The organism is Streptomyces sp. NPDC058653 (genome assembly GCF_042716895.1).
Lineage (GTDB): Bacteria > Actinomycetota > Actinomycetes > Streptomycetales > Streptomycetaceae > Streptomyces.
The window spans coordinates 77,716-97,187 of the sequence record NZ_JBHXRM010000034.1 but is presented as its reverse complement, the minus strand read 5'-3'; the positions used below and the strand labels follow the sequence as shown (position 1 = coordinate 97,187).

Below are 19,472 nucleotides of genomic sequence, written 5' to 3'. Positions count from 1 at the left end.
CGGATCCTCCAGTACAACGCCCTCGTCCGGGAACAGGCGTCCCGCCAGTCCATCCAGGCCGCCCTGGCCATGGAGGAACTCCTCCTCCGGCCCGTGATGAGCGGAGCCTGACATGCCTATCCTTATCCCGCCCACAGTCGTCGACCCGCCGGAGACACCGGACGGCCCCGGCTGGCCGCCGTACACCAACTCCATGCCGCGCGTCAGCTTCACCGACCCGGCCGGGCAGGTCACGATGCTCACCGACTGGGAGCGCGGATGGATCGTCCAGCCCGGCGCCAAGGGCCTCGACATGCCCACCTACGCGTTCACGCAGGACGAGTCCCCGGGCATCGACGGGTACGAAATCCGGCAGGTCAGGGCCCTCGGAAAGGACATCGTCCTTCCGATTGCCTTCTGGGCAAACGACTCCCGCCAGGCCTACCTCCAGCGCCGTCGCGCCTTCATCCGCTCCCTCAACCCCAAGCGCGGCGTCGGCACATTGACACTCACCCAGCCCGACGGGGCGGCCCGCAGCATCGGCGCCGTCTACGCCGGGGGCCTGGAGGGGGACGAGTCCAAGGACGCGGCGGGGGAGCGCTGGTGCATCAACGTGATCACGTTCGCCTGCCCGAAACCGCACTGGATCGGCGGCGAGGTCACCACCCAATGGCGCAGCGCAGTGGACACCGAGTTCTTCCCGTTCCTGCCGCTCATCGTCGGCGACTCCCAGGTGCTGGGCGAGGTCACTGTCGACAACGACGGTGACGACGACGCGTTCCCCGTCTGGACGGTGACCGGGCCGGCGACCGGGGTCACCCTCACCAACTCGACGACAGGCCAGTCCCTGGTGCTCACGCGAAGCATCGACGACGGCGACGAGATCGTCATCGACACCCGGCAGCGGCGGCAGAGCGCCCTCCTCAACGGGGTCACCAACCTGTGGCCCGACATTGACGACGACTCCACCATGTGGGGGCTCGCGCCCGGCATCAACGATCTGGATCTGACGGTGGACGGGTCCAGCGCCGACACCGCCGTCCGCATGACATACCAGCCCCGCTACCTGGCCGCCTGAGAGGAGGACTCCCATGCACTCGACAGCACTACGTGTGTACGTCCGCAACCCGGGTTTGGAGCGGATCGGGCAGGTCGACGACTACGTCTCCCTGAACGCCGTCCCCAGGTTCAACGCGATCGGCGCGTTCACCATGGAGATCTCCGCCGACTCCGAGAAGGCGCCGCTCCTCGTCGAGGGCAACGGGCTCATCATTCGCAGTGCGGCCGGTGACCTGGTTGACTCTGGGCCGATCCGAACGGTCGACTGGTCCCGCTCCGAGTCAGATGCCGGCTCGGGGAAGCTCACCGTCGGCGGGGTCAGCGACACCGAGGTACTGGCGCAGTACACGTGCTGGCCCAACCCGGCCGTGGCTATCGACTCGCAGGCCGACGCCGTGTACAAGATCGCCGACACGACCGCGTCGACCGCCATGCGAACCCTGGTCAACCTGAACGCCGGACCCGGGGCGCTGGTTGCCCGTAAGAACGCCCTGCTCGCCCTCGCGACAGACGTGTTCGTCGGAGCCCCCGTCACCCGAGAGGTCAACCAGTTCGACAGCCTCCTCGCCGTTCTCCAGGACATTGCGCGGGCCGCAGGCGTCGGCTTCCGCGTCATCCAGGTCGGCGCCGCCTTGCAGTTCCAGGTGTTCGAACCGGTCGACCGTTCCGGAACCGCCCGCTTCTCCTTCGGTCTCGGCAACCTCGCGGATGCCAACTACTCGACCACACCACCCACATGCACGAGGGCGATCGTCGTTGCGGGCGGGCAGTCGTCGCCCCGCGAATGCCGCATGTACGACCGGGCCGACCCGCTGTTCCCCGGCCTGTTCATCGAGCAGTTCATCGACCAGACCGGTGTCGACAGCGCCAGCGTCGACCTCGAGGCGCAGATGGACCAGGCCGCCGAGGAAGCGCTCACCGCCGGAGCAGGGCAAGGCTCCCTGTCAATCAGCCCCGTTGACCTGCCCGCGCTCCGCTACGGGCGGGACTACAGCGTTGGCGACACGGTGTCCGCGCAGGTGCGGGGCGTCTGGCACACGGACGTGGTCCGCGAGGTCGCCCTGTCCTGCACCGCAACCGAGGGCACCTCCGTGAAAGCAACGGTCGGCGCTGGCGACTCAGACGCCTCGGTTGTGGCCCGCATCTACTCCCACCTCGCCAAGATCAAAACCAAAGTGGCCAGACTTGAGACCAGGAAGGCGGCCTAGCGCATGGCTGAGTTCTCCGGGCCGTTCACCGGCTCCCCAATCGCCACCCAACTCCAGTGGTCACGCATGGCCCGCCGATGGGGACTCGACGGCGTACACGCCGAAGACCCCGGCAGCACCGCCCTCACCATCGTCGGTAACAGCACCAGCAAAGTCACCGTCCGGCCGGGCGACGCCTTCGTGGCAGGCTTCTACTACCACCTCGACACGAACAAACTGCTGGACGTCGCCACCAACGCGGGCAGCGTCGCACGCATCGACCTGGTCGTCCTGCGCGCCGACATGGGCGACGGTGAAGTCACCGCAAAGTACAAGACCGGCGGCACAACCGCCCCCACCTTGATCCAGGACGAGACCGGCGTCTACGAAATCCCCCTCGCCCAGTGCACCGTGGCCGCCGGCTCATCCGTCGTGACCGCCGTCAACGTGCTGGACCGCCGGTGGTTCACCGATCGCGGGGCCATCCCCGGGGTTCCGGGAGACGGCCGGCCGGCCGCCAAGGGGCAACTGCGCGTCGAGGGCACCAACCTGTACCTCGGTGACGGGGCCGTATGGCGGTGGGTTGCCTCAACCGGCATTGAGGAGGCGTCGTACACACCGGTGTGGAACGCCGGGACGACAGCATTCCACTGGGGAACCGGGGCGACGAACCTGGGCCGCTACCAGGTGCAGGACGGTCGGGTCCACCTCAACATCCACGTGGTGGTCACCGGCAACCCCGTCAGCTTGCCGGACCCGATCCAGGTCACCCTCCCGCCGGGCTATCCGTGCAGCCCGGCACACCGCGGCCTCCTTCACTGGAATCTTCAGTCGGTGAACGGTGAGGGCAGTGCGTTGGGGTCGGCGCTGCTGTTCCCGAACGAGACCACCACGAAGATCGCCCGCCTGCGGTACGCCGTGCAGGTCGGCGCCACATCGGACGCCATCCCCAAGTCGGAGAACGTCCTCACCAACTCTCCTTACAACATCAGGGCAGGCGACATTTTGACCATCGACGGCTCCTACTGGCTCGCCTGACTCCCGAAAGGATCATCAGATGGCTCGCAGTAACTTCGGGGGCAGCCCAGCCGACTACGCGATGGAACGCGTCGGCATGCAGCTCCTCCTCCGCCCCGAAGCCGTCGGCACCGTCTGGGACGCCGTCACCGACGGCGCCCAGATAACCGACCTCACCGACACCGTCGGCAACCCCGTCACCACGGTGACCGCCGACGGCGACGGGGCCGTTAGCTTCTACGGGCCCGACGGTGTCACCAGCCTCTACCTCGACTTCGGATACGGGCGCCGCTACGCCATGGCGGCCACCGACACCGGGGCCGTCCTGCAAGCCCATCTCGACCAGCGCGGCCTCCCCGACGGCTGGCCCGGCCTCGACAGCGAAGGCAAAATCCCGGGCGACCAACTGCCCACCTCAACAGACTGGCTGATCGTCACCACCTACGGCGCCGACGGCGACGCAACCCACGACGACACCACCGCGATCCAGGCGGCCATCGACGCCTGCCAGCCCGGTGGCATCGTGTACTTCCCGCACGGGGTCTACAAAACGACAGCCACACTCGACCTGAAGCCTGGTGTCACCCTCCTCGGCTCCCACGCCAACATGATGCTGGGGCCGGGCATGACCGACGCCGACTTCGCCTGCTACATCCAGCCCGCGACCCCGTTCACCGGCACCAGCGTCATCCAGATCATCGGGGAAGACGACGGCGAACACCCGGCCATCTCAGGCGAGCAGCGCCTCACCAACCTCATGCTCGACGGATCCCAGCTCACCGGATCGTCCATCGACGGCCTGTACGCCAAGGGCAACGTCCAGAACGTCGTACTGGAAAACGTCACCATCCGGCAAATGCCCAACAACGGGCTGGTCACCGCCGACGCAGACGACGTCTTCCCCTACTCGTGGCGCCTGCGGCACGTCATGGTCGACAACTGCCACGCCAACGGCATCCTGCTGACCGGCAACACCGACCTGACCCTCGACGACGTGCAGGTCATCGGCTGCTGGGCGCGGGGCATCGTCCTCACCAACTGCACCAACGGCCAGCTCAACGGCTGCCGCACCGAATGGAACGGCTCCCACGGGTACCACATCACCGGCGCTTGGGGGGACTGGGCCGGTTCCGGCGGCATGCAGATGACCGGCTGCAGTACGGACCGAAACGGTCAGCACGGCGTCCTGATCGACGCCACAGGTAACGGTCCCATTCTGATCGACGGGCTGATGGCCCGCCGCGACGGCCGCAACGGCGGCGCGGGTGGCGGCGGTTGCGCCGGCCTCGCGATAGCCGCGGCCACCATGCCGGTCGTTGCCGCGGGGGTCACCTGCTACCCGGGCGTAGACGACGGCGGTGCGAGCACCAGCAGCCCCGAGTACGGGCTCGCCGTCACCGGCGCCTCAACCCTGGTCCAGGTCGACAGCAGCTACCTGCACGCCGCCACCCAGGGCCTGTACTCCACCAGCACCGGCACCCTGATGGTCGGCGCCAACGTGACCTACGCGTCCGGCCCGACCACCGCACCGGTGCGGACACTTCCCCTCACAGCCACCGTTTCCAAGGGGCTGGTCATCACCGCTCCTTCCGGTGCGGCAACCTACGTGGTCTGGCGGGCACCCAAAGCGTGCACAGTTACGGCGGTGCGCGGCTACCGGGTCGCCGGCACCGGTGTCACGATCAACGCGACGAAGAACGGCTCCGACCTCCTTGCCTCCAACCTGTCGCTGTCCACCGCGGATACCTGGCTGTCCGGACCCGGCGTACAGAACCAGACCATGGCCGCCGGGGACACCCTGGCCGTCGCGGTCCGCTCCGTGACCGGCACACCGACGGCGGTCACCATTCAGGTCGAAGTGCAGGGGGTATGAGATGGCGGTACTGACCGTCCTTGATGACCGGCTGCCGTACCAGCAGGCGCCTGGCGCGCTCACCACCGAGTCCGTGGCCGGGCCGCCGGAGCTGCTGCGGGTTTCCGATACCACCGGTGTGCTCGCCACCCTCACCGTTGGGGCGAAGACGGTGGCCATGCGGGGGCCGACCCGCACGTTCACCGAGAACAAAAGGCCGTTCGTCGACCAGTTCACACGCACCACCACCAGCGGCTTCGGCATGAGCCCCGGGGGCGGCAACTGGTCCCAGTCCGGCACCGCCACCCTGTACACGGTGAGCGGTGGGCTCGGACGAATCTCATGCGACGTCGCGAACACCTCCCGGCACGCCACCGTGCTGGACACGCTCACAGACGTTGACGTCACCGCCAAGGTCACGATCACGACCGTGCCAGCCGGCGCCAGCACGAGCGTCGCCTTGTCGTTCGGCTACACCGACTCCTCCAACGCGAACCGGGCACGGCTCACGGTCACCACGGCCGGCGTCGTACAACTCACCCTGGAGAAGGAAGTCGCCGGCACCGTCACGATCCTCGGTGCGACCACACAGATCGGCACAGGATTCGCGGCCGGGGACTGGTGGAGGGTCCGCGCCGAGCGAACCGGTACCACCATCCGCTGCCGAGCCTGGAAGGACGGCACCACCGAACCGGGAACATGGCTTCACTCGGTGAGCGAAACCGCCAACCCGTCGGGCCGTGTCGGCTTCCGCGCCATCGCATCCACCGGCAGCACCGGCCTGCCCCGCACCCTGCAGGTCGACGACCTACGGGTGATCTCCGGCACGTGGGCCACGGCCCCCACGGTCACCCACGACACATGGGTCCGGGTTCTGCCAGAGCCGTTTGACGGCACCTGGTCCGGGGGCCTGGCGGATCAGATCCGGTCGTGGGCTGTCGACACCACACCCGACGCATTGGCCTACGCGATGATGTACATCACCGGAGCCCCGGCGGTCACATCACCGGCACTGGGCGGCGTGCAGATCGCCGGCCAGTGCAACTACGGGCCGCTCGACGCCGACGGCTCACCTGTTGAGGGCGGCGACTTCCATGACTACATGGGCCTGGACTGGGAGTTTCCCAACGGGGAGACACAGTCGGCCGGAGTGGGCGAACTGGGGTGCATGGACTGCTCGGGGTTTGTGCGCATGGTGTACGGCTTCCACATGGGCATTCCGATGGTGCGCAGCGACGACTTCGACGGCATCAACTTGCCGCGGGTCACGAAGGACATCGGGCCGTCGGGGCCGGGTGTGATCGTGGTGCAGTCGACGGACGCCGCCCCGGCGTTGACGGACCTTCAGGTCGGTGACGTGCCGCTCTTCGACGCGGACACTTCCGACCCGGTCGCCGGGCAACTGGATCACAACGGGATCTTCTTGGGGGTCGACAGCCTGGGGCGCTACAGGTTCATCAACTCCCGGAAGACACCGAACGGGCCGACTTTCGGCGACTTGGGCGGCACGTCCACGTTGGACGGGGCGGGCCTCTATGCGACGAGCTTGCGCCTGATCAGGAGGTTTTAGTGCCGATCATTGCTGGGCTACAGGCGTCGGGTGTCCTTGCGGGTATGGTCCCGGCGTTCGATGGACTGAGGGCGCAGATCAGCGCCCCGGTCGGAGCGCCAACTGATGGGGCACCACCCGGGGGCTCGGTGGTGGGCTGGGTGCTGGTCGCGGACTCGAAGGCGGCGGGTGGGCGGCGGGTGGATCCGGTGTTCCTGGCAGCCGGGCAGGCGGTCACCCCGGACCAGTACCGGGCCGCATACGGGCCCCAGTTCGAGGTGCACGTAGGGCGGGCGCGGTAGCGGTCAGAGCCAGGCGACAGCTGCCGCGTTGATCGCTAGATGAATCGAGTTATCGGCGATGATCATTAGCCAGACGGCCATCCACGCAGGGCGGTCCTGGTGATATCCCGTTGCCGAGCACTCCGACCATGGGCGTCGGTACGACTTCGGGGCGAGCAGGTTCTTTGCCCACACGACGTGCCGGGCCAGCCGGTAGTGGTCGACGACCGCATGAGTGACAACAATGGCGGCAAGCGCGGCCGGAGACTGGGTGATGAGCAGGAACGGCAGGCCGTAGGTCAGTGCGTGCGCCCAGGCGGGCCACCAGTGCTTCGTCTTCTCGTTCGCCATCCAGTCGCTTTGCAGAAGGTAGTCCCCGACCAGGTGGGCCAGGAGGATCCCGAGGCCGGTCACGGTGTCTCCGGGCTGGCAAGGGGGCAGGGTTCGGGCGTCTCGCCGCAGTCCGTCTTGTGGCCCTCGTCGCGGACTTCTGTGCACAGGCTGAGGGCGCGTGCTCCGGAGGCGAAGGACGGCCGGTGCGTGTCGTCGTTGGGGTCGCGGGCGACGATCCAGTCGGGTCCGACGGCTTCGATGCGCACGCAGTGGTAGTGGTCGCGGCCGAACACCCCTTGCGCGAAGCCGTGGATGACGTCGCCGACAGCAAGGGGACGGGGCGCTGTCACGCCTCCACCGCCTCGTAGGTCGCGGCAAAGATGTCCGGCTTGCAGGGGTAGAACTCTCCGGCTACGCCCTTGATGATCCAGTCACCGGGTTCCGCGCGCATCGTCCCTTCGAGGGTGTCGATCTCGATGACGAGTGGGCCGCCCGTGTAGTTCTTCTCCGGGTGCGGCGTGACGCGCCCCCCGCACCAGGAGGCGACCTTGTCAGGCGTGGTGTTGCGTGTGAGCTGCACGGCTTCGATCTCGACGGGCTTCTTGCGGAACTTGGGCATGGTCAGGCCTCCGGGTTGTTGAGGGCACGCAGGGTGGGGCATTGGTCGTAGGCCACAGGCGAGTTGTCGATGGACTGGCCGTCCCAGGCCGAACATTCAGCGCAGATCGTCCGACCGGCATGCTCCACCGGGCGGTGCAGGGCACGGACCTTGGCCGTCAGCTCTCGGGCGAACGCGTCGATGGCGTCGTTCACCTCGCCCGAGGTCACGGGCATGTCGTCGCAGGCAACCTCGAAGAGGGTCTCGCGGGCCTTCACGTGTCCACCGTTTCCATGAGGTGCCACACCAGTTGACCACCTGGTGCGAGCGCGGTCCCGGCGTGACTCACGCGGGCCGGCAGCGGCTGGCCGGTGCCGAAGACCCGGAAACCCCGCATCTCGGACGGCGCCCCGGAATCGAGTGCCCACAGTTCGACTGAGCGTGCCTTGCGACAGGCCACGTGCAGGATCGGGCCAGGCAGCTGCACCGCGTGCCACTGGTCGTCCACCGGCACCTCGAACCGCAGGATCCGCCCACCAGCGCCTTCAAGTGTCATCTCTGGCCGCCTCGGCTTGCAGTCGCGCGTGGGTGTAGTCGACCAAGCCCAGCACCCGGTGGAACGGAACCCGCCCGCCGCCGTCGGGAAGCAGCGTGCCAACCTGGGTGAAGCTGTCGTCACCCTCGAAGCGCTGAGATGCGGCGATCACCACCCACTCGATCGGCACACCCCCGAACCCCTCGATGCGGCAGACCTCTTCGATGGCCTCTTCGAGGCGGCGGTAGGCGGCATTCTCGTCGTCATCGCTCACGGGCGTTCCCTGACTTCGTCTTCGATGCCGAGCGATCCTCGGAGCCGGTGAAGCCGGTCCGGGGGCCAGCAGGTGAAGCGGCCTTGCCGCAAAGCGTCCACGACCTTTGGGTCGGTCGAGGTGTGCGCCCGCGAGAGAAGCCGCAGCCACTCCACCTCGGTCCACTCCACGTCGCGGTGGTGGCAACGCGGCCCCGCGTTTCGCGTCTCGGCCGGCGAACACCCGATCTCGATGGGACCGCCAGAGACTTCCTCAATGACCAGATCGCATCCGGGGTGGAGTTCACGGCCTGCCCTGATTGTGTCGGCCGCGTCTCCTGGGGTGATGTGCTCGGTGCTCAGGATGGCCGGGTCGTGGGACAGGCAGAGGACGTAGTAGCTGCTGCTCATGCCTGGCCTCCGACGCTGACTGCGAGCACGGCCTTGGTGAGATCGAAGGCTTGCCGCTCCGTGAACCCGGCCTGAACGTAGGACAGATGCGGCTCGTGCAGTTGAGCAGCAGTGGCGGCCAGCTCGGTGATCGGATCCGTTGGCTCAGGCATCGCCGACCTCCCTGCCGTCGATGGTGACCCTGTCGCAGAGGAGGGTGAGCGCCACCCTTCCGCCTGAAACGCCGTGGCCGAAGGGGGAGACGGTGACCGGGTCGTCCGTGGATACGGCGAAGTTGACGCCGTCGATCAGCAGACGGCCATTCTCGCCGCCGACCACTATGGTGCGACCGTCGCCGAGCGGAAGCGATTGGGCTCCGGAGATCTCCACCGACGGGGGCGTGACGGATAGCCCGTCGGCGGGCCCCGGCTGCACGTCCTCCGCGATGCGCGCCGTGCCGATGACCGGCCCAGTGGTGCCCAAATCACGGCATCGGCACGGGCGTTCCTTCGCGGCCACGGCCCGCACTCGGTCGATGAGCTCCAGCAGCTCCACAGAGGACGGTGTGTGACCTGCGTTCTTGCAGCGAGTGAAGATGAGCCGCAAAGCATCGAGGGCGACACAGTCCGAGCCGGGCTCGGATGTCGGGAACGCCTGTCGGATGCGCGCGAGGGATTCCTCGCCAATCCCCGGAACAGCCATGAGGTCAGCGTCCGTTGCGTGCCGGAGCTTGGGGAACGTGAACCCGTACATGGTGAGCATTCCGGCGATGCCGCGCCCGGCTGGCTCACCACCGAGGAGTTCGGCCAGAGCAGCTTCCTCACCGTGTAGCAGTTGGTCGGCGGCACCGGGTGCGACGCAGGCGGTGCGCGAGCACGTCACGTGCCCGCCCTCGCCGAGGAAAAGACTGCTGCCGCCACAGGCGGGGCAGCGGCCCTGAACGTCAGGCATGGACATTGGGCACCTCCGGTGCGGGTGGTGCGGGTTGGAGGCGGCGGGCCGGACCCGCACAGCCGGGCCCGCCGCAGGGCCAGCAAAGGTGGGTAGACCTCGCGACCAGCCCCCACCATAACCTGAAAACCTTTGAATCATAGGCATAACTGAACTTACGACCTATGATTCAAAGGTCAAGCAACGACTCGACCCGCACGCCACACCGGAGGCCCCATGGAACCCCTCACCACAGCGGGCCTCACCCTCGCCGGCGAATGGGGCACCCCCAAAATCACCGCCACCACCCTCCCAATCGACCTCACCCCCCTCACCCCCCGCACCATCAGCACCCTCGTCATACCAGCCACCGCCGGAGACATCCTCAGCATCGACGCACGCGCACGCGTCACAAACGACACCGGCCGCACCCGAGGCGAACCCGGCTACACCGTCGGCATCGGCTACCACCTCTGGACCTACGACGTCGACAACGGCCAAGGCTCCGCAGGCGAATGGACCCGCATCTCCACCTACAACGGCGACAACGTCAGCCGCGACCGCCACCACATGCCCCTGCACACCTGCACCATGTGGCGCCTTCCCGCCAACTGGCCCGCCGGACATCGCGTCGCCGTCATCTTCCGTGCAGACGCCCACTCCACCGCCTGGCGCCGCGGCGACACCATCACCGTCGACAAGGACTACGGCTACCTGCGCTGCCGCCGCTGGACCACACCCGAGGAGGACTGACATGGCGACACCCATGTCCGCAAACAGCTTCATCCGTGCACTGAAGGACGAGGGTCTCACGGTCGTTGAGGTCGGCGACTGGCGCGACCACAACCGCAACTCGAAGGGCCCCTGGGGTCCCGTGCGCGGGGTGCTGATCCACCACACCGTCACCAAGGGCACCGCGAACACCGTCAAGATCTGCCGCGACGGGTACTCCGGGCTTCCCGGGCCGCTCTGTCACGGCGTCATCGCCAAGGACGGCAAGGTCCACCTCGTCGGCTACGGCCGGGCCAATCACGCAGGGCTCGGTGACCCCGACGTCCTCCGCGCGGTCATCGCAGAGAAAGCCCCGCCCGGCGACAACGAAGCCACCGTGGACGGCAACAGGCACTTCTACGGCTTCGAGTGCGAGAACCTCGGCGACGGCAAAGACCCATGGCCCGCAGCCCAACTCCTCGCGATCGAGAAGGTGTGCGCGGCCATCGACCGCGTCCACGGCTGGAGCGCCCGCTCGAACATCCGGCACCTCGACTGGCAGCCCGGCAAGGTCGACCCGCGCGGCATCGACTGGCCCAAGATGCAGGCCGCGATCGGCAAGCGGCTCGGCGACGACAAGCCCACCCCGCCTGTCACCCCGCCACCCCCGCCGAAGAAGCCGGTCGTGGACCTGTCCCAGCTCGTGGCAGCCGCCCGCTCCAACCCGGCCGCAGTCGGAACCCCGGTGACGTACAGCGGCGTTCGCACCGTCGAGGCCGCCCTGGTTGACGAGGGGCTCCTTGCAAAGAAGTACTCCGACGGGCACTACGGCACCGTCACCAAGTCCGCCATGTCGGCATGGCAGGAGCGCTGCGGGTGCAGCGGGCGCAAGCCCGGCCAGGCCGCCGACGGCATCCCCGGCAAGACCACGCTCACGAGGCTCGGCGCCAAGCACGGCTTCACGGTGGTCGCATGATCCTCAACCTGACCCCGCACCCGATCCGCCTGTACGACGGCGCACGGGAAGACGGGAGCGACGACCTCGAACCGCACCTGCGGGAGGTCATCGAGCCCGAGACTGTGCCCGCTCGGCTGGCGACGATCGAACTGGGCGGCAGCAGCTTCCCCGAGCTGATCGAGTTCGGTCACGCCACTGGCCTGCCCGCCAAGCGGGACGGCTACCAGTACATCGTCTCCCTCGTCGTCGCCCTTGCCCTGTGCGACCGCCGCTCCGACCTCCTCGTCCCGTACCGCGAAGTCCGCAACGCCACTGGCACCGTCATCGGCTGCCGGTCCCTCGCCCAACCCGTCTAGAAACGAGATCACCGTGAAGATCCTCGGTCGTGAGCCCGTCTACCTCCTCGGCTTCATCGCCGCAGCCCTCCAGGCCCTGTCAGCGTTCGGCGTCGACATCTCCGACGGCACGCAGACCGCCATCAACGCCGTCTCTGCGGCGGCCGTCGGCATCATCACCGCCATCGTCCTCAAGAACGGTGCCCTCGCCGCCGCGATCGTCCAGTTCGCGCAGGCTGGCATGGCGCTCGGCGTCGGCCTCGGGCTCGACTGGTCCGCCGACCACCAGAGCCGGGTCATGGCTGCGGTCGCCGCGTTCGTCACCCTGTGGCTGCGAGAGAAGGTCACCGCCCCGGTGTCCTCTGTGCCGCTGGAGCAGAAGAGCCCCGTCAAGCAGCCTGCCGCGGGAGTGTAAGTGAGGTGCCGCGCGCTGCGGCGCCTCTGCCGGATCCTGGGCAGGCGAGGCGCATTCCTCGCCAGCTTCGGGGCCCTCTGGGCGCTCTACGGCTTCGGTCAGCTGATGGAGCCCCTCCCCGACATGCGCGGCATCCGGCTGCTCCTAACCGTCATGCCTCTCGACGCCTGGGCGGCGTGCTGGATCGTCGCTGGGTGCGTGGCCATCGCCTCCGCGCTCCTTCCGCAGGGCCGCGACTGGATCGGCTTCCCTGCGCTCCTGCTGATCGTGGTGCCGTGGATGCTGTCGTACCTCGTCTCCTGGTGGCCGCTCGGAGACAACGCACGGGGGTGGGTGACGGCACTGATCTGGCTGGTAGCGACAGTGCCGGTGATTGTGGTTGCCGGGTGGCGAGAGCCGCCGCAGCCCAAGAGAGTAGGGCCTGAATGAGTGCCGAGACGTGGACTGCCGTGTCCGGGGGCGTGGTTGGGGTGGCATCCGCAGTCGCCACGTTCTGGGGCGGCCGGGCCGCCCGGCGGACGAGGCGCCAGGAGAACCGCGACGACTTCACCACAATCGTGAAGGAACTTCGGACCGACCTGACGACGGTCAAGGCCGAACTCGGAAAGCAGAAAACCGAGTCCGTCCGCCAGGCGGAACGCCTCTCGGATCAAGATCAGGCGCTGGCGTGGTTGTCGAACCGCGTGCGGGTCCTGGTCGGCTACATCCGCGAGCGGGGAATGGAGCCGCCAGCCCCGGCACCGATGTCGGAGCGGGCGCGGCGACACATCCACCACATCGACGGCTGACCGAACTGGAGTGTGACTGTGGACGATGACGACCAGCGCCCGCATGTGCCGCGTGTGGATGAGGCGGTGGCCGATCTGGGCACGATGGTGGAACTCGGGTTGGCGGACGAGCCGCCGGTGCCGTCGCCGTCCAATCAGCCGTTCCTCGAACCGCAGTGACCGCCCGAGGTTGAGGCCGATCCTTACGATGGCTCCTGACGAAGCCCCGCTCGCCCCATGAGGGGTGAGCGGGGGCTTCTCCGTGCGCATCCTCAAGTGTGACCGTGATCACTACGCTTCGCATTGATCGGCCGACTCGCGCGGAGGACAGTGAAAAGCGGCGCGGGGCCACCCACTTAAGGGGAAAAAGTGCACGGCAGCCTCGATCGCGTCGCGGATCTCTTCGAAGCCGCCGAAGTCCGCGCCCTCTTCACTGACAGCCTCCCAGCGCGCTACGCGCCCTACCCCCTTTCCGAACTGGCGAAGGCCGCACGCGACCAGCTGGGCGCCCCACACGAGGTCAGCATCCTCGGCCGCGAACTCCGCCGCGCCGGGCTCGCCATCCACCACGCCCGCCACGCTGACCAACAGGCAGACGACGACCACGCGGAACTCCTCAACTACGTGCGCGCCGGCTGCGACTCCTGGACACACTGGAACGGCCACCGCGGACCCGAACTTGTCGTCGTGCACTTCGTCAACCCCTGCGAGGAACTGCTCGCCCACGGTGGGGAACTCGACCGCGACGACGCCTACGCCGCACTCCGAGGGCTCGCCACCCGCCTCACGCGAGGCGGCGGTTGGCGAGACCTGTGGGCACTACACATCGCCGACGACGCGTGAGCGCTGCCGCAGCCATCGGGCGCTGAAGTACGCCGGCGTCCCGCACTCTCATCGAATCGGCTGAGGGAGCGGGGCGGTCCTCCGCGCCTACTTGTCGCCACGGAGAGCCTGGGTCAACTCCCTGAGCACTTCACCGACCGCAAGAAGGGCCTGAGTCTGAGCTTGGGCCTTCAAGATGTCCGCCATCTCCGGGCGCCCGCTGCCTGCCGCGGAGTACGCCATCTCCATGCTGTTGAGCGAGCGAGCCTGCAACTGTTCGTAGGACAAGTTCGTCATGCGTCTCCCCATGCTTCGTAGGCCGGAGTCGGGAGTCTCCTTCAGAAGGGGCCAACTGTCAGCGGGCCCTTCGAGAAGTCCCTAGCGCATAACGTTCCCTTATGCGTCATCGCTTGGCGTCGAGCCCGAGCAAGGCAGCGCCCCCTCCGCCCGCATCGACTGGGAGGAGAGGGCATCGCCGATCATCAGAAGCCGGACTGGAGGCCGGATTGGTGTATCCCGCGGCGCAGGGCATCGATCACGGCTTGCGGCTTGCCGAGCGGCGCCTGCTCCTCCTCGATGTCGATGTCCCCAACGCCGGCTGTGTACACGGTGTGCTGGGCGCAGAGGGCGGTGCCCTGCCACGTCGTGGCCGCGCGAACCCATGTCGCCTCGCGAATGCACTCGGCACACCAGCCGAGCGGCGGGACGTCTCGTTGATCATCTGCTGTACGAGTCATGGCGGCGACGGTATCCCAGGGGCGGCCACAAGCAGGTCGTATCGGAACGGACTTGAGGGCGTCGACCCTCGATAACATGCCATATCGCGGGCGCCGCGCCGTATGCTGGGGTCACGGCAGGACGCGCACGCCGATCCTTCGAGAGAAGGCCCACGGGGCCCGCGCACAGGGCAAGACGCGCACGCCCGCACCCGGCGTCCAGGGGACGTTGACGGTCAAGGTCTTCCGAGGCCCGCGAAGAAGCCCCGCTCTCCTTCGGGAGGGCGGGGCTTCGCCGTGCCCGAACGCCTGACAAGCGCTAACTCCATGGTTGATAATGACAGTTATCCTAGCCTTTGGAGTTGAGCGCATGGCCAGCGCAACCACCCGCTACCCGAAGCCCCGCGAGGGCGTCACTGGCACCGAGCGCGCCGAGGACGACCTACTCGCTATCGACGACAAGTCCATCGCGCGCCGCCTTCTCACGATCGGCACCGTGGACGCCCTCTACGCGGCCTGCCTGGTGGGTAATCCCACGCCGAAGGTCGCCGACATGTACGCCCGTATGACCGCCCCCCGCCCCGGCGACCTCGTAATGGAACTCTCCACCCTTCGGCGAAAGCGCGAGCCGGACAGCTTGATCAAGGGGTTCGGGATCCTCGTTGACTGCCGCGAGGAGTGGGCATCCACCGACGAGGAATGGGCAGCCGAGACGGCCTCAGACCAGGATCTTGACCCAATCCGCGACCGAATGACCGACCGCGCTTGGTACATCCAGTACGGGCCGAACGCTGAAGACGTGTGCCGTTGGGTAAACTGCGAGTTCATCGCGGTCCCGACCGGCCTGAGCGCGGGCATGTGGGACCAGCCGTGACCGCCCTCGTCCCGCGTCCGTCGGCGGGGCTGTCGACCGACCGACACGATCCGCGCGACGACTGGCCTGACGAAGCCCGCGCCATCCGCGATCAACTCACCGAGATCTACGGCGAGAACGATCCGCTTCCCACCGTCGCCGGAGCCTGGATCGCGCGCGGCAAGAGCAAGCACACCCGCCGCGCCTACGCCCGCAACTTCCTCCGCTGGGAGGACTACGCACGTAGCAGCGGCATCCACCCCCTCCAAGCCCGGCTGCCGCTCGCCGACGCCTACGCCAACCACCTCGCCGCCCTGCCGTCGAGGCGCGGCGGCACACTCTCCCTGCCGACCCAAGCCCAAGCCCTCGCCGCCGCCGGATCGTTCTACACCTACGCCGTCCGCCTCGACGCTTGCCCGGCCGACCCCTTCGCCTCCGTCGACCGCCCCTACATCGACCCCGACCACTCGCCGACCGAAGGCATGCTCCCCGAGGAGACCGCCCGGCTCATCCAGACCGCCCGCGACTGGGCGCCTCGCTCCTACGCCCTCGTCACCCTCCTCTACCTCCTCGGCCCGCGCATCGACGAAATCCTTGCGCTCGACGCCGACCAGCTCGGCTACGACCGAGGGCACACCACACTGCCCCTCACCCTCAAGGGCGGGAAGAAGAAGCCCGTCCCCGTCCCGCCGCTCGCCCTCGACGCCCTCCAGGCGTACCTCGACGGTCGCGCTGACGGGCCGCTGTTCGTCACCGACACCGGCCGCCGCTGGACCCAGCCCGAGGTCTGGAAGCATCTGCGCGTCCTCGCCCGACGCGCGGGCATCCCGCAGGCCGCCACGATCAAGCCGCACACGCTGCGGCACCAGTTCATCACCGACAACCTCGCCGAGAACGTCCCCCTCGAACGAGTCCAAGACGCCGTCGGTCACACCAACCCGCGCACCACCCAGCGGTACAACCGGCGGCGCCGCATGCTCGACGACCACCCCACCTACGCTCTCGCCGCCAAGCTCGCCGCGAGGCTGTCGCCCGAGGAGGACTCGTCATGACGCTGGAGTTCCGCCCCACCGACAAGCCGCACTGCTTCGACCTCACGGAAGGCGAGGAGCAGGTGGGGGAGCTGATCTACTTCGCGCCGGAAGAGGAGGGAGATAAGCCCTACTGGCGGGTGACCCTCTGGAGCGTCATGGGCACCGGCAAGGAGTGGAGCGCCGACGTTGCCGAAAGCCACGACGGCGCCGTCAACGACGCGCACGAACTGTACAAGGATCTCGTTGCCGAGCGACGTGAGCTGAGCCGAGGGGGCCGCCCCTGGACCATCAGCACGCCGACTGGCGGCCAGCCCAAGAGCTAGGTCAATCCGGTCATTCACCTCCCCAGATGGCCGGTTCGGGTGCATCGTGGTTCTGCGCGGACCCGAGCCCCCAGGCCGGCCTCCGCATTGGCCCCGCCGTGTGCTGCGCATTGGCGGGGCCACCGCCTTCCCGGCTCCCCACGGGAAGGTTCGGGGGCCGGCTGACAGTTGGTTGTACGATCGGTGAACCGTCCCGTCGGGGGATGGTGCAACACCTAGTCCTGTCGGAGGACTCCATGGCCTTGAGTCGCATCGCGCGTGAACATGCCGCCGAGATCGCTAACCACGACTGGTCCGATGCCCCTTTTCGGGCGGACCGGGCCGGACATGACCGTCGCATCGACGGCCACCGGGGGGACGTTCTCGCCGAATCAGAGACGGACACTGTCCGCATGAACGTCATGTGGGTGACAGCCCAGGTCCTGGGCTACCGGGACCCCAACTTCGACGTCTACGAGTTCGCCGAGGCGTGCGGCGTCAATATCAATACCCGGTCCGGGCGCCTGAACGGCAGCATTGAGGCCGGGGTTCGCATCCATGAAGGTCGGTACGCACGTCCTGGCACCTGGGACTTCGACTAGATCGGCAAGAGTGCCTTACGCCCGTCCCGGCTCACTCCCGAGACGGGCGTTCGCGCGTCCACGCTCAACGTGCGAGCCCGACGTCGCAGGGTGAGGATCGGGGTACGGGCGGCGGTCCGCGCCCGCCGCGTTCTGCCCACTGGCGGCCTGGCCGCTGTCCAGCCTCGGAGGGTCGCATGCCGTCTGCCATCTGGTCCGGTGCCATCAGCTTCGGGCTGGTCACCATCTCCGTGCGTCTAGTGGCCGCATCGGAGGACCGCGACGTTCACTTCCACCGTGTCCACCTGGAGGACATGGGCCGGGTCCGCAACCGGAAGGTGTGCGAGCTCGACGGGCAAGAGGTGACGTCGGCGGAGATCGGCAAGGGGTACCAGTTGGACAAGGACACCCTTGTTCCGGTCTCGGATGATGAGCTGGCGGACATGCCTCTACCCACGGCGAAGGCCATCGACGTGGTGGCGTTCGTGCCGCGCGAGGAGGTCGACCCGATCCGGTTGGGCCAGTCGTATTACCTGGAGGCCGCCGGCGAGGTCGCAGCCAAGCCGTACACGCTGCTGCGCCGGGCGTTGGAGCGCTCGGACAAGGTGGCCATTGCCAAGTACGCGTTGCGGGGCCGGGAGCGGCTGGGGGTTCTGTCGATCCGGGAGGATGCGCTCACCCTGCATCAGATGCATTGGCCTGATGAGATTCGTGACCCTTCAGAACTGGCGCCCAGTCCTGTGGAGGTAGTCGAGGATGAGATTGAGCGAGCCTTGCTGCTGATCGAGTCCATGGAGTTGGACGGCCTGGATCAGTTTCACGACGAGTATCGCGAAGCCTTGGAGAGGGTGATCGAAGCCAAGGTTGAGGGGAAGGCCGCGCCGCAGCCGGCTGCGGCGCGAGAGAAGCCGGGCCAGGTGGTCGACCTGATGTCCGCGTTGGAGGAGTCGGTACAGAAGGCCCGCCAGTCCCGGGGGGAGACTGGCGGGGACGCCACGGTGCACGACATGCCTACGCGCAAGAAGACGGCCGCGAAGAAGGCGGCGAAGAGGGGCCCGGCCAAAAGAGCGGCGAAGAAGTCTGCGGGCCGGAAGCCGCGGAGCGCCTAGTCGCCCCCGCCCTCGGCCAGCCGCCGGTCCGGCGCACAGAACGGGCACGCGGCGATATCGGGATCGTCCGCGAGCCCGATCCGGGCCGCGCCCGCGTCGACGGGCAGCGTCTTGCGCTGCGGCATGGTGCATCCGGCCAGGTGGATGAGCGCCGGCTGCGGGTGCGTGGGGTGCTTCTTCGGCTCGACAACGTAGCTGGCGGGCCCGGTGGGGGCCTGTTCGAGTGCGTGGATCTTCCGCCGGGTGTCATACAGCTGCCAGTCGAGCCAGACCTCCAGGGTCTTCAGCTTGGCGAGGCGCTCATCATGCGGCAGGTCGGACATGTGTTCGATACTAAGCCCAGTCGGATCGCCTGAAGCCTCCCGATCTGTCGGTGTCGGGTGCCACACTGGCCGTGGCCTCGCCGCTGTCACCCCCGTCGGCGGCGAGGCCCGAACGGTTGTCAGCGCCCGCCCGTAGACTTGCCCCATCAACCCCCAGGGCCTGCGGGCCCGCGAACAAGGGGATTGCTTCCCGCCCCCGCACCGGCTGCTCCCGGACGGGGGCGGAGCTGCGTGCGCACTTTGAGGATCCTTTGGGGAAGGTGCTGCGATACAGGGCCACCTCAAAGGAGACCGACCTAGCCAGCCTCGGACTCGTCGGCTTTCCTCGCGGCCTTCTTGACGGCCATCTCCAGCTCGTACCGGCTCACCCCGAATGCTGCCGCGTGCTCCGTCACAGCCCGCTGAACGGCCTCCGCAGCGTCCAGCCACGGCCGCCACACCTCAGGGGAGTAAGAGCCCGCCGTCGCCGCGCGCCGGGCCCCCTCCGCCGCGCGCTGAAGGTCAAGCAGGTCGTCAGGGATCTCGATAGTCGCCACGGCCGGATGCTACGTGGGGCAGGTCAGCCAGCCGACGGGGGCTCGGCG

General features: G+C 68.0%; 31 protein-coding genes. 18 read left to right on the top strand and 13 right to left on the bottom strand.

All coding sequences use genetic code 11. The annotated features are described in order from the left end of the window. Window positions 1-112: 112 nt before the first annotated feature. From ACFWU9_RS25980 to ACFWU9_RS25960, 5 genes are read left to right on the top strand one after another with little or no spacing between them, the layout of a single operon-like run. Complete coding sequence (locus ACFWU9_RS25980) at window positions 113-1,057, top strand: phage distal tail protein (protein ID WP_384322416.1); 945 nt, start codon at window positions 113-115, stop codon at window positions 1,055-1,057. 34 nt (window positions 1,058-1,091) lie between these two features. Further along, window positions 1,092-2,246: a siphovirus ReqiPepy6 Gp37-like family protein gene (locus ACFWU9_RS25975; RefSeq protein ID WP_384322414.1), complete on the top strand. Its 1,155-nt coding sequence runs from the start codon at window positions 1,092-1,094 to the stop codon at window positions 2,244-2,246. Window positions 2,247-2,249: 3 nt separating this feature from the next. After that, window positions 2,250-3,263 (top strand): hypothetical protein, encoded by a 1,014-nt coding sequence (locus ACFWU9_RS25970; RefSeq protein ID WP_384322412.1) that lies wholly within the window; start codon window positions 2,250-2,252, stop codon window positions 3,261-3,263. 19 nt (window positions 3,264-3,282) lie between these two features. Further along, window positions 3,283-5,115 carry a glycosyl hydrolase family 28-related protein gene (locus ACFWU9_RS25965; protein ID WP_384322410.1) on the top strand — a complete coding sequence of 611 codons (1,833 nt, stop codon included), beginning with the start codon at window positions 3,283-3,285 and terminating at the stop codon, window positions 5,113-5,115. A gap of 1 nt (window position 5,116) precedes the next feature. Further along, entirely contained in the window at window positions 5,117-6,664 is a 1,548-nt protein-coding gene (locus ACFWU9_RS25960) for a hypothetical protein (protein WP_384322408.1), read from the top strand. Between the two features lie 284 nt (window positions 6,665-6,948). Here the strand turns inward: ACFWU9_RS25960 and ACFWU9_RS25955 are convergent, their stop codons facing one another. Genes ACFWU9_RS25955 through ACFWU9_RS25915 form a run of 9 tightly spaced genes read right to left on the bottom strand, consistent with a single transcriptional unit; the run spans window position 6,949 to window position 9,983 of the window. Beyond that, the gene (locus tag ACFWU9_RS25955; protein WP_384322405.1) at window positions 6,949-7,338 is read right to left on the bottom strand and encodes a DUF3307 domain-containing protein; all 390 of its coding nucleotides are present in this window, start codon (window positions 7,336-7,338) and stop codon (window positions 6,949-6,951) included. Then, window positions 7,335-7,607, bottom strand: coding sequence for a hypothetical protein (locus ACFWU9_RS25950; protein ID WP_384322403.1), 273 nt, complete (start codon window positions 7,605-7,607; stop codon window positions 7,335-7,337). The genes ACFWU9_RS25955 and ACFWU9_RS25950 overlap by 4 nt, the downstream gene beginning before the upstream one ends. Further along, the gene (locus ACFWU9_RS25945; RefSeq protein WP_384322401.1) at window positions 7,604-7,876 is read right to left on the bottom strand and encodes a hypothetical protein; all 273 of its coding nucleotides are present in this window, start codon (window positions 7,874-7,876) and stop codon (window positions 7,604-7,606) included. The genes ACFWU9_RS25950 and ACFWU9_RS25945 overlap by 4 nt, the downstream gene beginning before the upstream one ends. A 2-nt stretch (window positions 7,877-7,878) precedes the next feature. After that, entirely contained in the window at window positions 7,879-8,133 is a 255-nt protein-coding gene (locus ACFWU9_RS25940) for a hypothetical protein (protein WP_384322399.1), read from the bottom strand. Next, window positions 8,130-8,411 carry a hypothetical protein gene (locus ACFWU9_RS25935; RefSeq protein ID WP_384322397.1) on the bottom strand — a complete coding sequence of 94 codons (282 nt, stop codon included), beginning with the start codon at window positions 8,409-8,411 and terminating at the stop codon, window positions 8,130-8,132. The genes ACFWU9_RS25940 and ACFWU9_RS25935 overlap by 4 nt, the downstream gene beginning before the upstream one ends. Beyond that, window positions 8,401-8,664: a hypothetical protein gene (locus tag ACFWU9_RS25930; protein ID WP_384322395.1), complete on the bottom strand. Its 264-nt coding sequence runs from the start codon at window positions 8,662-8,664 to the stop codon at window positions 8,401-8,403. Before ACFWU9_RS25930 ends, ACFWU9_RS25935 begins: the two co-directional genes overlap by 11 nt. Further along, window positions 8,661-9,053: a hypothetical protein gene (locus ACFWU9_RS25925; protein WP_384322393.1), complete on the bottom strand. Its 393-nt coding sequence runs from the start codon at window positions 9,051-9,053 to the stop codon at window positions 8,661-8,663. The genes ACFWU9_RS25930 and ACFWU9_RS25925 overlap by 4 nt, the downstream gene beginning before the upstream one ends. Next, the gene (locus tag ACFWU9_RS25920; RefSeq protein ID WP_384322391.1) at window positions 9,050-9,205 is read right to left on the bottom strand and encodes a hypothetical protein; all 156 of its coding nucleotides are present in this window, start codon (window positions 9,203-9,205) and stop codon (window positions 9,050-9,052) included. Before ACFWU9_RS25920 ends, ACFWU9_RS25925 begins: the two co-directional genes overlap by 4 nt. Then, window positions 9,198-9,983, bottom strand: coding sequence for a hypothetical protein (locus ACFWU9_RS25915; protein ID WP_384322389.1), 786 nt, complete (start codon window positions 9,981-9,983; stop codon window positions 9,198-9,200). The genes ACFWU9_RS25920 and ACFWU9_RS25915 overlap by 8 nt, the downstream gene beginning before the upstream one ends. 216 nt (window positions 9,984-10,199) lie before the next feature. On the opposite strand from ACFWU9_RS25915, the gene ACFWU9_RS25910 reads away from it, so the two are divergent. The 8 genes from ACFWU9_RS25910 to ACFWU9_RS25875 all read left to right on the top strand — a co-directional run bounded on the left by ACFWU9_RS25910 (window position 10,200) and on the right by ACFWU9_RS25875 (window position 13,991). Further along, window positions 10,200-10,715 (top strand): hypothetical protein, encoded by a 516-nt coding sequence (locus ACFWU9_RS25910; protein WP_384322387.1) that lies wholly within the window; start codon window positions 10,200-10,202, stop codon window positions 10,713-10,715. 1 nt (window position 10,716) lies between these two features. Beyond that, complete coding sequence (locus ACFWU9_RS25905; protein WP_384322385.1) at window positions 10,717-11,649, top strand: N-acetylmuramoyl-L-alanine amidase; 933 nt, start codon at window positions 10,717-10,719, stop codon at window positions 11,647-11,649. Further along, window positions 11,646-11,987 (top strand): hypothetical protein, encoded by a 342-nt coding sequence (locus tag ACFWU9_RS25900; RefSeq protein ID WP_384322383.1) that lies wholly within the window; start codon window positions 11,646-11,648, stop codon window positions 11,985-11,987. Before ACFWU9_RS25905 ends, ACFWU9_RS25900 begins: the two co-directional genes overlap by 4 nt. A 13-nt stretch (window positions 11,988-12,000) precedes the next feature. Then, window positions 12,001-12,381, top strand: a complete 381-nt coding sequence (locus ACFWU9_RS25895; RefSeq protein ID WP_384322381.1) for a hypothetical protein — start codon at window positions 12,001-12,003, stop codon at window positions 12,379-12,381. Between the two features lie 105 nt (window positions 12,382-12,486). Next, window positions 12,487-12,810: a hypothetical protein gene (locus ACFWU9_RS25890; protein ID WP_384322379.1), complete on the top strand. Its 324-nt coding sequence runs from the start codon at window positions 12,487-12,489 to the stop codon at window positions 12,808-12,810. Beyond that, entirely contained in the window at window positions 12,807-13,169 is a 363-nt protein-coding gene (locus tag ACFWU9_RS25885) for a hypothetical protein (RefSeq protein ID WP_384322377.1), read from the top strand. Before ACFWU9_RS25890 ends, ACFWU9_RS25885 begins: the two co-directional genes overlap by 4 nt. Before the next feature lie 18 nt (window positions 13,170-13,187). Next, window positions 13,188-13,328 (top strand): hypothetical protein, encoded by a 141-nt coding sequence (locus ACFWU9_RS25880; RefSeq protein ID WP_384322375.1) that lies wholly within the window; start codon window positions 13,188-13,190, stop codon window positions 13,326-13,328. 189 nt (window positions 13,329-13,517) lie between these two features. Further along, window positions 13,518-13,991, top strand: a complete 474-nt coding sequence (locus tag ACFWU9_RS25875; protein ID WP_384322373.1) for a hypothetical protein — start codon at window positions 13,518-13,520, stop codon at window positions 13,989-13,991. An 87-nt stretch (window positions 13,992-14,078) separates the two neighbouring features. On the opposite strand, the gene ACFWU9_RS25870 is transcribed toward ACFWU9_RS25875, so the two are convergent. Both ACFWU9_RS25870 and ACFWU9_RS25865 read right to left on the bottom strand, forming a co-directional pair. Beyond that, window positions 14,079-14,267, bottom strand: coding sequence for a hypothetical protein (locus ACFWU9_RS25870; RefSeq protein WP_384322371.1), 189 nt, complete (start codon window positions 14,265-14,267; stop codon window positions 14,079-14,081). A 185-nt stretch (window positions 14,268-14,452) separates the two neighbouring features. After that, window positions 14,453-14,707 carry a hypothetical protein gene (locus ACFWU9_RS25865; RefSeq protein WP_384322369.1) on the bottom strand — a complete coding sequence of 85 codons (255 nt, stop codon included), beginning with the start codon at window positions 14,705-14,707 and terminating at the stop codon, window positions 14,453-14,455. Between the two features lie 349 nt (window positions 14,708-15,056). Between ACFWU9_RS25865 and ACFWU9_RS25860 the strand changes: the two genes are divergently transcribed. The 5 genes from ACFWU9_RS25860 (at window position 15,057) to ACFWU9_RS25840 (ending at window position 18,565) form a co-directional block, all read left to right on the top strand. After that, the gene (locus ACFWU9_RS25860) at window positions 15,057-15,560 is read left to right on the top strand and encodes a hypothetical protein (protein ID WP_384322367.1); all 504 of its coding nucleotides are present in this window, start codon (window positions 15,057-15,059) and stop codon (window positions 15,558-15,560) included. Next, window positions 15,557-16,591 carry a tyrosine-type recombinase/integrase gene (locus tag ACFWU9_RS25855; RefSeq protein WP_384322365.1) on the top strand — a complete coding sequence of 345 codons (1,035 nt, stop codon included), beginning with the start codon at window positions 15,557-15,559 and terminating at the stop codon, window positions 16,589-16,591. The genes ACFWU9_RS25860 and ACFWU9_RS25855 overlap by 4 nt, the downstream gene beginning before the upstream one ends. After that, complete coding sequence (locus ACFWU9_RS25850) at window positions 16,588-16,896, top strand: hypothetical protein (protein ID WP_384322362.1); 309 nt, start codon at window positions 16,588-16,590, stop codon at window positions 16,894-16,896. The genes ACFWU9_RS25855 and ACFWU9_RS25850 overlap by 4 nt, the downstream gene beginning before the upstream one ends. A 236-nt stretch (window positions 16,897-17,132) precedes the next feature. Continuing rightward, entirely contained in the window at window positions 17,133-17,477 is a 345-nt protein-coding gene (locus ACFWU9_RS25845) for a hypothetical protein (RefSeq protein WP_384322360.1), read from the top strand. 176 nt (window positions 17,478-17,653) lie between these two features. After that, complete coding sequence (locus ACFWU9_RS25840) at window positions 17,654-18,565, top strand: Ku protein (protein WP_384322358.1); 912 nt, start codon at window positions 17,654-17,656, stop codon at window positions 18,563-18,565. Here ACFWU9_RS25840 and ACFWU9_RS25835 read toward each other — a convergent pair. Both ACFWU9_RS25835 and ACFWU9_RS25830 read right to left on the bottom strand, forming a co-directional pair. Further along, window positions 18,562-18,888, bottom strand: a complete 327-nt coding sequence (locus tag ACFWU9_RS25835; protein ID WP_384322356.1) for a DUF6233 domain-containing protein — start codon at window positions 18,886-18,888, stop codon at window positions 18,562-18,564. The genes ACFWU9_RS25840 and ACFWU9_RS25835 overlap by 4 nt on opposite strands. A gap of 296 nt (window positions 18,889-19,184) precedes the next feature. Beyond that, window positions 19,185-19,424 (bottom strand): hypothetical protein, encoded by a 240-nt coding sequence (locus tag ACFWU9_RS25830; protein WP_384322354.1) that lies wholly within the window; start codon window positions 19,422-19,424, stop codon window positions 19,185-19,187. Window positions 19,425-19,472 lie beyond the last annotated feature (48 nt).

Bases quoted from the DNA above. Each gene is read 5' to 3' on its own strand.
- ACFWU9_RS25980 (WP_384322416.1), top strand. From the start codon at position 113: ATGCCTATCCTTATCCCGCCCACAGTCGTCGACCCGCCGGAGACACCG.
- ACFWU9_RS25970 (WP_384322412.1), top strand. From the start codon at position 2,250: ATGGCTGAGTTCTCCGGGCCGTTCACCGGCTCCCCAATCGCCACCCAA.
- ACFWU9_RS25965 (WP_384322410.1), top strand. From the start codon at position 3,283: ATGGCTCGCAGTAACTTCGGGGGCAGCCCAGCCGACTACGCGATGGAA.
- ACFWU9_RS25960 (WP_384322408.1), top strand. From the start codon at position 5,117: ATGGCGGTACTGACCGTCCTTGATGACCGGCTGCCGTACCAGCAGGCG.
- ACFWU9_RS25945 (WP_384322401.1), bottom strand. From the start codon at position 7,876: ATGCCCAAGTTCCGCAAGAAGCCCGTCGAGATCGAAGCCGTGCAGCTC.
- ACFWU9_RS25935 (WP_384322397.1), bottom strand. From the start codon at position 8,411: ATGACACTTGAAGGCGCTGGTGGGCGGATCCTGCGGTTCGAGGTGCCG.
- ACFWU9_RS25925 (WP_384322393.1), bottom strand. From the start codon at position 9,053: ATGAGCAGCAGCTACTACGTCCTCTGCCTGTCCCACGACCCGGCCATC.
- ACFWU9_RS25920 (WP_384322391.1), bottom strand. From the start codon at position 9,205: ATGCCTGAGCCAACGGATCCGATCACCGAGCTGGCCGCCACTGCTGCT.
- ACFWU9_RS25915 (WP_384322389.1), bottom strand. From the start codon at position 9,983: ATGCCTGACGTTCAGGGCCGCTGCCCCGCCTGTGGCGGCAGCAGTCTT.
- ACFWU9_RS25910 (WP_384322387.1), top strand. From the start codon at position 10,200: ATGGAACCCCTCACCACAGCGGGCCTCACCCTCGCCGGCGAATGGGGC.
- ACFWU9_RS25905 (WP_384322385.1), top strand. From the start codon at position 10,717: ATGGCGACACCCATGTCCGCAAACAGCTTCATCCGTGCACTGAAGGAC.
- ACFWU9_RS25900 (WP_384322383.1), top strand. From the start codon at position 11,646: ATGATCCTCAACCTGACCCCGCACCCGATCCGCCTGTACGACGGCGCA.
- ACFWU9_RS25890 (WP_384322379.1), top strand. From the start codon at position 12,487: ATGGAGCCCCTCCCCGACATGCGCGGCATCCGGCTGCTCCTAACCGTC.
- ACFWU9_RS25885 (WP_384322377.1), top strand. From the start codon at position 12,807: ATGAGTGCCGAGACGTGGACTGCCGTGTCCGGGGGCGTGGTTGGGGTG.
- ACFWU9_RS25870 (WP_384322371.1), bottom strand. From the start codon at position 14,267: ATGACGAACTTGTCCTACGAACAGTTGCAGGCTCGCTCGCTCAACAGC.
- ACFWU9_RS25865 (WP_384322369.1), bottom strand. From the start codon at position 14,707: ATGACTCGTACAGCAGATGATCAACGAGACGTCCCGCCGCTCGGCTGG.
- ACFWU9_RS25860 (WP_384322367.1), top strand. From the start codon at position 15,057: ATGGCCAGCGCAACCACCCGCTACCCGAAGCCCCGCGAGGGCGTCACT.
- ACFWU9_RS25850 (WP_384322362.1), top strand. From the start codon at position 16,588: ATGACGCTGGAGTTCCGCCCCACCGACAAGCCGCACTGCTTCGACCTC.
- ACFWU9_RS25845 (WP_384322360.1), top strand. From the start codon at position 17,133: ATGGCCTTGAGTCGCATCGCGCGTGAACATGCCGCCGAGATCGCTAAC.
- ACFWU9_RS25840 (WP_384322358.1), top strand. From the start codon at position 17,654: ATGCCGTCTGCCATCTGGTCCGGTGCCATCAGCTTCGGGCTGGTCACC.
- ACFWU9_RS25835 (WP_384322356.1), bottom strand. From the start codon at position 18,888: ATGTCCGACCTGCCGCATGATGAGCGCCTCGCCAAGCTGAAGACCCTG.